At 56.6% G+C, this 11,904-nt stretch carries 6 protein-coding genes; 3 read left to right on the top strand and 3 right to left on the bottom strand.

The window, feature by feature from the left end; genetic code table 11:
• Positions 1-1,912 precede the first annotated feature (1,912 nt).
• The 3 genes from B2R17_RS20905 to B2R17_RS20895 form a co-directional block, all read right to left on the bottom strand.
• Positions 1,913-2,200 carry a hypothetical protein gene (locus tag B2R17_RS20905; protein WP_008669240.1) on the bottom strand — a complete coding sequence of 96 codons (288 nt, stop codon included), beginning with the start codon at positions 2,198-2,200 and terminating at the stop codon, positions 1,913-1,915.
• 798 nt (positions 2,201-2,998) lie between these two features.
• Positions 2,999-4,456: a DUF1501 domain-containing protein gene (locus B2R17_RS20900; protein WP_286765502.1), complete on the bottom strand. Its 1,458-nt coding sequence runs from the start codon at positions 4,454-4,456 to the stop codon at positions 2,999-3,001.
• A gap of 12 nt (positions 4,457-4,468) precedes the next feature.
• Positions 4,469-7,930, bottom strand: coding sequence for a PSD1 and planctomycete cytochrome C domain-containing protein (locus tag B2R17_RS20895; protein WP_414707384.1), 3,462 nt, complete (start codon positions 7,928-7,930; stop codon positions 4,469-4,471).
• Between the two features lie 501 nt (positions 7,931-8,431).
• Between B2R17_RS20895 and B2R17_RS20890 the strand changes: the two genes are divergently transcribed.
• The 3 genes from B2R17_RS20890 to B2R17_RS20880 all read left to right on the top strand — a co-directional run.
• Positions 8,432-9,904 carry an IS4 family transposase gene (locus B2R17_RS20890; protein WP_286765500.1) on the top strand — a complete coding sequence of 491 codons (1,473 nt, stop codon included), beginning with the start codon at positions 8,432-8,434 and terminating at the stop codon, positions 9,902-9,904.
• Between the two features lie 217 nt (positions 9,905-10,121).
• A complete protein-coding gene (locus B2R17_RS20885; RefSeq protein WP_286765499.1) occupies positions 10,122-11,651 on the top strand; it encodes a DUF3375 family protein in 1,530 nt (509 codons plus the stop codon).
• Positions 11,648-11,904: hypothetical protein (locus B2R17_RS20880; protein WP_286765498.1), on the top strand; the 257-nt coding region annotated here is incomplete at its 3' end. The genes B2R17_RS20885 and B2R17_RS20880, both read left to right, overlap by 4 nt.

Here is an 11,904-nt window from a genome sequence, read left to right as displayed (position 1 = left end):
ACAGGCTTGGTGAATAATGCGGGATCAATGTTCTTGCATCGAAGCGATTGGCGAGACGTTGCCCGGTCAAATGGCAGAGCGGCGTGCAGGGTAGGTTCCGACTGAGAGGCCTCAGTCGGTTACGGTCGTGGGATGGGTGACGGAGAGCACCTCGAGCGGGGCGTTTGATTGCTCATCCGATCGAACTGATCGGAGACGCGTGGATGCTGCGAAATCTTGGAAATGCGTTTGGTGTCTGGCGTCATGTCGTTGCCGTAGCCGACTGAGGCCTCTCAGTAGGCAATACATCAATATTCTTGCATCGAAGCGATTGCGAGACGTTGTCCGGTCAAATGGCAGAGCGGCGTGCAGGGTAGGTACCGACTGAGAGGCCTCAGTCGGTTACGGTTGCGGGACGGCTGACGGAGAGCACCTGGAGCGGGTTGTTCGAATGCTCCAGTCGACCTGACCGGAGACGCATGGATGCTGTGAGCTCCTGGAAAGAGTTTGGTGCCGGGCGTCGTGTCGTTACCAGTAGCCGACTGAGGCTCTCAGTCGGCAATACGTCAATATTTTTGCATCGAGGCGATTGCCGAGACGTTGGCTGGTCATATGGTTGAGTCGCTTGCTGGGTAGGTTCCGACTGAGAGGCCTCAGTCGGTTACGGAAGTGGGATGGGTGACGGAGAGCACCTCGAGCGGGTTGTTCCATTAGCCATCCAGGCGTGAAGAAAAGAGGAGACGCGGCGTTTCGGGAATCCAATGCCCGCCACTTGGTCGGCTCAGGAACCGGAGCACACAAAAGACGGCAAACGGAGATGTGCTTTCGTGTCGTTCGCGTGTTTCGTGGTCAACAACCGACTGCGCCAGTGAAATAATCGAGACCTAATCGCCCAGTCGCCGTTCGACCTCCCCTCGCTTCGCTCGACCCTTTTGCCAGGAGGGTGAAGTTTGAGTGGGGGCATTTGATGGGGGTGGGGCGTGCTTTGGTTTCTGCTCAACGTTGCCATATGGGGCTCAGGCACCGGCAGGACCACGCGAAGATTAGTGTTTATCAGTGGCGATGAGTGTTCCTGTTGGTGAGAACACTGATCTTCGCTCAACGCACACTAATAATCCGGCGTGGCTGAATCGAAGGAACGAGGTAGTGATTGGATTCAGGAGGCGACCGGCCAATTCAAAAGGATGGGGCTTGCTGAGGTGATGCCTGGCTGTTTGGTCCTCTACTCCTTTTTGGGGCCGACGGAAAATGAAGGTGCCCGGAGATGTGCTTTCGTGTCGTTCGCGTATTTCGTGGTCAACAACCGACTGCGACCGTGAAATGATCGAGACCTAATCGCCCAGTCACCGTTCGACCTCGCCGCGCTTCGCTCGACCCTCCTGCCAGGAGTGTGAAGAAGCAGTGGGGTGCATTTGATGGAGCGTGGGGCGTGCTTTGGTTTTTGCTCACCGTGCCCATTTTGGTCCCTGGCTCCCGGAGGACTGCTCAACGGTTCTGAATGGTGCCACCCAACAACTGGAGTGAAGAAGTCTCGGTTTGAAATGGTGGCATAGGCTTCCAGCCTGTGTTATGCGCAATCACAGGCTGGAAGCCTATGCCGCTTGTTTTTGCTCAATCCTAGCGGCGAGGGATGGTTGGCAGGCCGAACCAAACGGAGCGACGTTCCACCTGTTCAATGAAATGACACCGTCTCGACTCCGGATGTTTGCCCGGAATGTGTAGAACATTTGTCCCCAAATGTTCGCGTGGCTGGCCGCTGTTGTTGAACAGCATGACGCGAACGGTTTGACATGGACTCGGTTGCAACCCGGCTTCGCGATTGAAGGGTGCTCGACGGAACAGTTGAGGACAACGGCTCTACTCTGACTTTGCTCATCCAGCTTCCGAAGAAACGAAGTCGCGGGTATCGCTCCGTTGCTGTCGATTGGTTCCGTCATTCACGCTTTGCCGCATTGATCCGTTCACGTCGTTTCATGAAAAAGCTCACCGATGAAACGAGTCCGAACAGTCCGCCGACAAATGCGAACAACGGACCAGTGAAGATTCCAATGATAGCAACGCTGCCTGCAGACGCATCCTCGGGGTTCTGTGCTTGGCTGTAGACACCAATGCCAACCGCAAAGGCAGCGCCCAGTAGAAAGCCAATCACAACCGAGAACAGCGTGCCGACGATCATCCCCACGATGTCGTAGAAGGTGGGCTTCGTGGATTTTGGCTTCATCGATTGTCTATTGAGCTTGCCGGACGTTGACGGTTTGAGCGGGACTTGCATGAGCATTGGAAAGTGAGTCTTGACTGTCGGCGAAATCAACGGGCGGAAGTGCCCCGAGCCATTGATCGTTCAAGCGAGTGAAATCACGAAGACGTGGAAAGCCGACAGAGTACGATTCCAATTGCGATGACAAGCGTGCATGCGAGCAACGAGCGTATGGTCAAAGGCCTGCGCCGGATCAAGTGTTGGCCGATCCAACAAAGCACGCCAAGAGTTGCGAGCACAGCAGGCCAGTACTCGATCACATAAATCACAACAAGTACGTCGACGGTATAGTTTTCAGCAAGCATTTCTATTACCCCAGCTATCGAGACGCATCAAGCGTCGAGAAAAGAATGTCTATCCCGGCTACTTAATTGGTACAAAATATGGCGAAATCACGGGTAAGCCCAATTTATACACGCCAACCAAATGCCGGCCAAATCAAGGAGACGAGGCGTTGTCGAGTTGGACGCCCGTTCCCACGACGGCCCCGTCCGGGGCGACGTTCTTTGTGTGGGCTTTGGTCTCGGGGCTTCCGCACCGAGCGATGGACGACGGCCCCTGCCCGGGCGTTGGGGGATGGGGATGCCTCGCTTGTGGCCTGTTTGCTTGCGAGTAGCGGCACTCGTCAAGAGTTTCGTTGGTGGCGCGAGAACCGAAAGTCTTGACGACTTTCGCTACGGTCTTTGGAGTAAGAGCCTGCTAACGGGACTTTTAAATGAATGCGTTTGGCGGACTTCGCGATCCGCCGATGGTAAACGCCTGCTAGCTGATGATGTCGTGGATGACGTGACCGTGGACGTCGGTCAGACGGAAGTCGCGGCCTGCGTATCGATACGTGAGCCGTGTGTGGTCAAAGCCTAGCAAGTGCAAGATCGTGGCATGCAAGTCATGGACGTGCATGGGGTTTTCGGCAACGCTCAGTCCGACTTCGTCGGTGGTTCCGTACGTTGTGCCCGCCTTCACACCGCCACCAGCCATCCAGACGGTGAACCCGTTGTCATGGTGGTCGCGTCCCGGGTTCGCTGAGACTGGCAATTGAACCGTGGGTGTGCGGCCCATCTCGCCACCCCAAATCACCAGCGTTTCGTCCAACAAACCTCGCTGCTCCAGGTCTTGCAGGAGTGCTGCGATGGGACCATCGCATTCACGTGCCAGCCGAGGGTGATTGCGTTCGATCGATGCGTGTGAATCCCAGGGCTGGCCAGCACCATGATAGACCTGGACATAGCGCACACCGCGTTCGCTCAACCGCCGTGCGATCAGCATCTGACGGCCTTGCAGCGAGTCGCCGTACATCTCCTGCGTCTCTTTGGTCTCGGTGGAGATGTCAAACGCATCGCGTGCTTCCCCTTGCATCCGGAAGGCAAGCTCGAGTGACTCGATGCGGCCGGACAACTGGGCATCGTCACTGCGATCGGCCAGGTGCATTCGATTCAGGTTTTGAATCAAATCCATCTGCCGTTTCTGCTGGGACGGCACCAAGTAATCGTTGTCGATGTTGGCGACCAATTCCTCTGGGTTGGTGTACTGCGTGTCAACGTGAGTGCCTTGAAAGATGCCCGGCAAAAACGCGTTCCGCCAGTTCGCCGTCGCAGCGGTTGGCAAACCGGATGGGCACATGACGACGTAGCCTGGCAAGCTTTGATTTTCGGTGCCCATGCCATACAACGTCCACGCGCCGACGCTGGGCCGCGGCCGGACGATGTCGCCACAGTTCATCATCATCAAACCGGGCTCGTGATTGGGGACATCGGTGACCATCGAACGAATCACACACAGCTTGTCCGCGTGCTGGGACAGCTCGGGAAACAGTTCGCTGATTTCAATTCCCGATTGGCCGTGCTTTTGAAACTTGAACTTGGACTGATGCGCGACACCGCCCAAACGCCGGTTGTTTTTCAGTTTGTCGTCCAGCGTCTTGCCATGCATCTTGGCCAGCATCGGCTTGGGATCGAACGTATCGATCTGGCTGGGGCCACCATTGGCGAACAAATGAATCACTCGTTTGGCTTTGCCTGGAATGTGCGTCGGTCGGACTGCCAAGCTGTTGGCGTTTCCTTCGGGGGACGCCGCCTCGGAAGCGAACAGCCCGCCGGAAGAGCCGAGGCCGTCGCCCAGCATACCGCCATCTCGCAGCACGCCGGCGAGTGCCAGCATTCCCATGCCCATCCCGCTGCGACGGAGCATCGTTCGGCGGTCGGTGAAATTGTTTTCAAACATCACGGGTGACACTCAATCGAGGTAAAGGAATTCATTGGTCAACATCAGAGCCTGGGCCAATTGGTCGACACGACCAAGCGGTTGCGGTGCGGGCGGCGCGAAGTCTTTTTGGGACTGCCAGCGATCGCCGTTGAGTTCACCGGCAATGCCCGCAATCGTGATTGTCCAGGTGTGAGAATCCGAGTTGGAATTGGCTCCTGGACTGGCGACAAAATCGATCACGTCGCCCGCCTTCACTGGCAAACGAGCCACCGCCGGTTTGATCGTTCCCCGAGCGACTTTGTCTGTCGTGCGGAACTCACCGCTTCGAATCGACACGGTGATGCCGTCCCCATTGGGACGAGCATGCGTCACCTTGCTGGCGATTCGAACCGCACCATCAGCCGGAGCGACCCAGCGGCGAATGATGCTGTGCGCTGGATTGACGCCGCAATGTGCCGCGGTGGCCGACAAACGAAGGAACTTCAGCTTCGGGTCAGGGAATGCTTCCGATGCCTGGTAGGCTTTGCCGGACCAATATGGAAGTGGCTGAAAGTCGTCCTCTGCGTCGCCGGCACGCTTGGGTGCGCTGGCGATATTTCCCCAACCATACTGCCAAACTCCACCGAGAGCCTGCCCGTCGGTGTCCGCTGCGGCAACCAGGAACCGTTTTGCCATCGTGATCTCATCCGCTGACGGGTCACGCGAAAACACACGCCGGTAGACTGCCGTGATCGTCGCCGCGTCGGCGTCGTTGCCTTCGGCTTCGTCGGCAACACGATCGGCCAGTTCACGTGCTTGCTCGGCTACAAACGGGTGATTCATGAAGAACAAAGCCTGCTGCGGGATGGTGGTTTCCGCCCGCGAGGCTGCGGATGCGGTGGGCGACGCGAAATCGAACGTCCGCAAAATCGGATCGAGTTCCAAGCGGTCCACGTAAGCGTACAAACTGCGCCGGGTCGTGTACGGCGTTTCACTCAACTTGACCGAGCGTCCACCGACGGTGAGATCGATGGTGCCGGCGACCGAAACGATCGAATCCCGCATCGCTTCGAAATCGAGTCGTCGACGATTCTGTCGCCACAACCAACGGTTCTCCGGATCGACCGCGAACGCATCCTCTCGTAGTTCAGAAGATTGCTGGTAGGTGTGACTGGTTGTGATCGTGCGATGCAACCATTTCATCGACCAACCTTGCTCAATGAATTCGCTGGCCAACCAGTCGAGCAATTCTGGGTGCGATGGAGGTGAACTTCGCAATCCGAAGTCATCCAACGAATCGACCAAGCCACGGCCGAAGTAACGAGCCCAAACGCGGTTGACCAGCACACGAGCGGTCAATGGGTTTTCCGCTGACGTGATCGCTTCGGCAAGTTCGCGGCGACCGCTGCCATCGGTGAACGGGCCGTCACTAACGTTGGACAACAACGACAAAAATTGACGCGGCACCCGATCGCCACGACGGTTCGCTTCGCCACGCAGCAGCACGAACGGATTGACGGGCCTCTTCAGATCGACCAATGCCATCGCTCGTGGTGGTGCGGCCGGGTGAGTGGATTCGACCGCGGCGATGGCCTTTTCGCGATCACCGAGAGCCTTGCGTCCTTTGCCTAGCAAGCGTGATGCTCGCGCGACAGCTTCGACGTCGAGGTCAAACCAACCTCCGTCAGCCATCAGGATCTGTCGGATCGCTTCTTGGTTTGCATCAGCCAGCTTGCTCGCTTGATCGTCGTTCTTGGAGTCCGCCGATTTCGACATCGCATCCCAAGCCTTCAGCACGTCGTCCATCACGTTCGCATATACGGCAATCAATTCACGCTGCGTCTTTGGATTCGATTCCACCAAGCCATCGCGGATGAGCGGATTCAGGTCCTTGTTCGTCCGCCAGGATTTCATCCATCGAGGCAATTGCTTGTTGAACTGTTTCGTGTTTGCGCCCAATGCTTGGTTCCATGGGCCCAGGATAGGATGCGAAACATCGGAACGATTCTTCAAGTCCGCCGCCAAGCGTGCGTTCAGCGGCGTCATCGCGGTCTCTTTGATCTTCAATTGGCCAATCACACCACGGATCTCTTTTCCGCGAGCGATCGACAGCAGATAGAAGCCGTCCAGGTACGTCGGCAACTGCTTTTTCAAATCCGCGATCGCTTGTTTTCGCAAGTCTTCCTTATACTCGGCGAGCTCGTTCTGCTTGGCGGTCAGTTGAGCTTGGAAATCCGCTTTCAATTCATCGGAGAATGAAACGTCCGTGTCGATCCGCGGCAGTGTCTCCGGAAGAGCACAACTCGCGAACACGCCATAAAGCGAGTAGTAGTCCTCCGTCGGGATCGGATCGTATTTATGATCGTGGCAGCGTGCACAACTGACCGTGATTCCCATCAACCCACGACCAACCACGTCAATTTTGTCCGCGATTTGTTCCAGGCGGTTGTTTCGAAAACGTGGGCCAACGGTCAAGAAACCCAGTGCCGCCAGCGATGGTGAATCGGCGTCTTCGGTGTAGAAGTCCGCTGCGATCTGTTCGCGAACAAATTGATCGTAGGGTTTGTCATTGTTCAGCGACCGGATCACGTAGTCGCGATAGGTGTAGGCGTACGGGTAACGAAGTTCTGCTTGGGCCTGCCAATCGCGAGTGTCACCGTAGCGTGCCAGGTCCAACCAGTAGCGTGCCCATCGTTCCCCGTGATGCTGGTTGGCCAACAACGTCTCGATCCATTCCGCGACCACCACTTCCGCGTCGCGTTCGTCATTCACAAAGGCTTGCACCTGAGAGTACGTCGGGGGCAGCCCCACCAGGTCGAAGTGCAACCTGCGGACGATCACGTCGCGAGACGCGGGCTTTCCCGGCGTTAATCCAATGCGGTCAAGCGAGGCGGCAATGAATGAGTCGATTGGATGGGCCGATTGTTTTTGATTCGCCGCGTTCTGCTCAGCCGGATTCGGTGTGGTGGGAACCTTAGGCTTTTGCAGCGGTTGGAATGCCCAGTGTGACTCGGCGACCTGACCGATCGCCTTTTGGTCACCGAGTGCCGGAGTCATCTCCGTGGCATCGGACTCTGCCGTGTCCTGATTACTTGCGGGCCACGGCAAACCCATGTTGATCCAACGCCGCAGAATCACAATTTGATCTTCGTCCAGCGGGCCGTCCGGCGGCATCATCTCCATCCCGCGTCGACCAAGCACCGCATCGATGATCAGGCTCTCGTTGACGTTCTTGGCAACCGCTGCTGGACCACTGATGCCGCCCTGCAAGATTGTGCCCAGCGAATCCAATCGCAGATCGGATTCCTGCAGTGCATCCCCGTGACATTCGTAGCAGTGTTCAATCAGCAGCGGTCGAACCTTTTCTTCAAAGAACGACTCCTGCGGGTTCAAACCATCGGCATACGCACCAACGCAAAACACCGTCACGGCAAGCAAACACGCGAGGTACCGGACGCTTTGGTGTATCCAGACAGAACGCACTTTTAGGGAAGACATCAATGAGACCGTCATTGAAAACCTATTCTTTCATCATGAAACGGCCCCGCAGGTGGGACGCACCCGGAGGTGCGTGACAGGGCCAAGCAGACCTGATTGTAACTGACCCAGTCTGCCGGCACACGATCGAAGTTTTGAGCGCAACTCGCCGGTGTTTTGCTGACCGTCCGAGGAGATATTGTCGGTTTGGTCAAGATGGCCTGCGAGTTCCGAGCGTCATGTTTGCTCCGCGATGCGGCGACAGGTTCCGAGCGATGAAATGGGGCGGATTGAAAAAGTGAAATTGTAAATTGTAAATTTCAGAATCTGGGCGGTGGCGGCGATGACGGGACATGAACCGGCGGAGCATTCGGAGACGATCCTCGCCCCGGACGGGGCCGCCGTTGGGCTGACGCGTCGGGTTTCCACTTCGACGGGCTCGGAAGCCTTTTTATACCCCACAACTTTTCCTTGCCTTTTGCCGCGTCCGTGCGAAGATTTTCCGAATTGGATTTTCATCGCACGGAGGTTGCACGGATGGTGGTCGAATGGGTACGGCAGGAGTTTCAATCGTTGGACCTGGGCCACAAGCGGCGGGTCGATCGCGTTGTTAAGTTTGTCTCTCAAGCTTCCTCGATCGGCGAGTCGACTCCGGATCGCACTCGGTCCAAAGCCGATCTGAAGGGAATTTATCGTCTCGCTGATAACTCCAAGGTCATTGTGGATCAAATCTTCGATGCTCATCACCAGCGCTCTCGAAAGCGATGCGGCGAGCACCAACGGGTCTATTTGGCCCAAGACACGACCGAGTTCGATCTGACAAAGCCCAAGCAACAGGTCAGTGGAGCTGGTCCGCTGTCGGGAGGAAAACGCGTTGGTTTTTTCTATCATCCACTCTACGCCATTGCTGCCTCTGGCATCCCGTTGGGCGTGGTCGACCAGGTTCTTTGGACTCGTGACGCGGCGTCGCTGGAGGTCGCCACGAAACAACGAAAGGCCGATCGGCAGCGACGCTGCTTTGAAGAAAAGGAGAGCAGTCGATGGATGGAAATGATGCAAAGCGGCGAGCAGATCGCCCGCTCGATTCCGCAAACTCAATTCATTCAGCTCTCCGACAGCGAGTCCGATATTGGCGAACTGCTGGCCGAGGCGGCGGAGTTCCCAGAGAACTATGGATTCATCATCCGTCAGTGCCGGACTCAGAAGATCGTCGCCGCAGTTGATGTGATGACCGGGCTGCCGATCGAGAATGTCACGACAATTGAAGAGGCGCTTTCGAAAGTCGCCTGGCGTGGCGAGAAAACGGTATTGATCGGCGGTCGAGACGCTCCAGTGCTTCCCGATGATAAGAAACGACTTCGGAAACAGGCTCGTGTATCACGCGAAGCACTGGTTCAGTTTCGCAGCGTGCGCGTCCAGGTTGCTGGAACGGGACGATCGGCAACTAGCAAGCTGGCCGACACTTGGGTCAACGTAGTGGAGTCGCTTGAGGTGAATCCACCATCGGGTGAGTCCCCGATCAAGTGGGTGCTTCTGACCACGCTACCAGCTAGCACGGTGGACGAAATCAACGAAGTTTTGGCAGGTTACTGTTTTCGTTGGCTGGTGGAGCTGTACTTCAAAACACTCAAAAGCGGCCTTCACATCGAGGACATGAAGTACGAAACGTTGGAGCGTTACATCCGAGCGTTTTCGATGCTCGCTGTGGTCGCTTGGCGAGTGGAGTATCTCAAAGGTGCCACACGTCACGACGGACAGGCGCCTTGCACGGATTACTTTAGCGACGACGAGTGGATGGCGATCATGATGTTTCTAACCAAGCGTCCGGTTGACCCGAAGTCTCCGCCAACTGTGGAAGCGTTCGGGACATCGCTTGCTATCCTCGGTGGATACATCAACAAGAAATCGCAGGGCCCGCCCGGCTCGAAAACGCTGTGGCGAGGGATGAGCCGTTTCGCCACCATCGTCGAAGCATTTGCGGCATTCAAGCAAATGAGTTGTGGGGTATAAAAAGGCTCGGAAGCCCATCGTACGGGGCGTGAACCGGGGAATTGTTCGGCGATGCCGGCAAACAACTGTCGTCGCTCCGCGACTGGTTGTGGATGTCCGGCGTTCGAACAACCGCGGAGCGGCGACAGGTGGTGGACCGAATCGGTGACATCGAATGCCGATGGCGGGGAGGAAGAGGCACGCAACAAGTTCGTGACTGTGAGATTAGACTGCCGCGATGGAAATTGAGAGTCTGGTCGCGTTTGTGGATTCGTCGCCAATGGTCCGTTTGCTGCGCGCCGATCAGGCAGCGTTTGTGGTTTGCTTTCTCCGCCATTCGTTGAAGTTGACCGGGCAAGATTCGGCGATCTCGTTGTCGCACGACGAACTGCAACACCGACTGACCGTCTTTCAAGAACAACTGCGAGACGATGGGTACGATGCCTTCTCCGGTTCCGCGGATCGCTACTTTCGCGAATGGTCGGATGCGGGGTGGCTGAGACGCTTCCTACCGGCTGAATCGTCCAGCCCGCACTATCAATTGACTCGCTATGCCGAAGACGCGATCGGGTTTCTCGAACAGTCGATCTCTCGCGAAACTCGAATGGTCGGCACCGAATCTCGATTGCGGTTGGTCATCGACACGCTGACTGACTTGGTCCAAGGCGCTTCCTCGGATCGTGAACAGCGATTGCAAACCCTGATCGAACAACGCGATGATTTGAACCGTCAGATTGATGCGATTCGCGGCGGTGCCGAAATCGAAACCTACCATCCCGCGCAGGTTCGCGAACGTTTCCACACCGCTGTCGACCTGCTGAAGACCTTGCAAGGTGATTTCCGGGCGGTCGAAGATCGCTTCGAAGAAATCGCTCGTGATGTGACCCGCGGTGCTCTCGATACAGAACGCGGTCGCGGTGACATTTTGGCCGGCGCACTCGATGCGGAGGACTTGGTCAAACAACAAGACGAAGGTGTCGGCTTTGATGCCTTTGTCGCATTCCTCTTTTCGCCCCAGGCTCAAGCCAAACTACGAGAGACGATCGCTAAAGTGACACGATTGGAAGCCATCGCCGATCAACGCGGCGCGATCGAACATGTTCGGGCAATGGTTTCTTCGTTGTTGGCGGAAGCCGAGAATGTGTTGCGTCAAACAGGACGTTTGTCGCAAACACTCAGGCGCTTGCTGGACAGTCAATCCACCAGTCATCGCAAACGCACTGCCGAAGTTTTGCAAGAGGTTCGGACCTTGGCAGCGAAAATGAAACAATCCACGATGCAGACGGTAGAACCCGTTCCAAGTGAAATCGGTTTGCGGGTCGACACGACGTTGGGCGTCAGTTCGCCATTGACCCGACCGTTTTGGACTCCCCCGCAGGTCTTTGACATTGCCGTGGAAGCCAACGAGATCGACTGGGAAACAGCGAAGCAACAAGCCCGCAAACTTTCGGGGCTGAAACGCTTGCAATGGGATCGCATGCGAGAGTTGGTGCACCGGGTCACCGATTTGCAAACCAACATCACGTTGTCACTGTTGCTGGAACATCGTCCACCCAATGTCGGCGTGATTGAGTTGGTCGGATGGATGCAGATTGCTCGTGAGGACGGTCATGAAATCGATACGGAAGGGACGGAACAGGTGACGGTGACGACGGAAGATCCCTTGACCGGCGAATCAAGCACGGTGCATGTTCGTGTTCCGCTGGTCACTTTCTCAAAGACCCATCAATCCGAAAATGAAACCGTCCGGAAGGGAAAGCCACGATGACAGAATCCTCTTCGGAAACGGATCCGACGCCCGACGACACGTTTTCCGACACCATGCCGCCTCCGGTTCCCTGGGCGCCTGCGGCAGTTCGGTTGTTGCAAGGCATTGTCTACCATGACGACGCTGGTGACAGGTGGGAACGGATTCTGTCAGGCGTCACGCCGCTGACGGACTACTTCGCTCGGATCGGGTTGCAATTGATTGTCAACGAAGAAGACGGGATGGCCTACCGGGCTGTTGATTTAATGAGCCG

This window comes from Rhodopirellula sp. UBA1907, from assembly GCF_002337565.1.
GTDB lineage: Bacteria > Planctomycetota > Planctomycetia > Pirellulales > Pirellulaceae > Rhodopirellula > Rhodopirellula europaea.
Note: the sequence above shows the minus strand (reverse complement) of the source record. Positions and strands in the feature narration are given on the sequence as shown.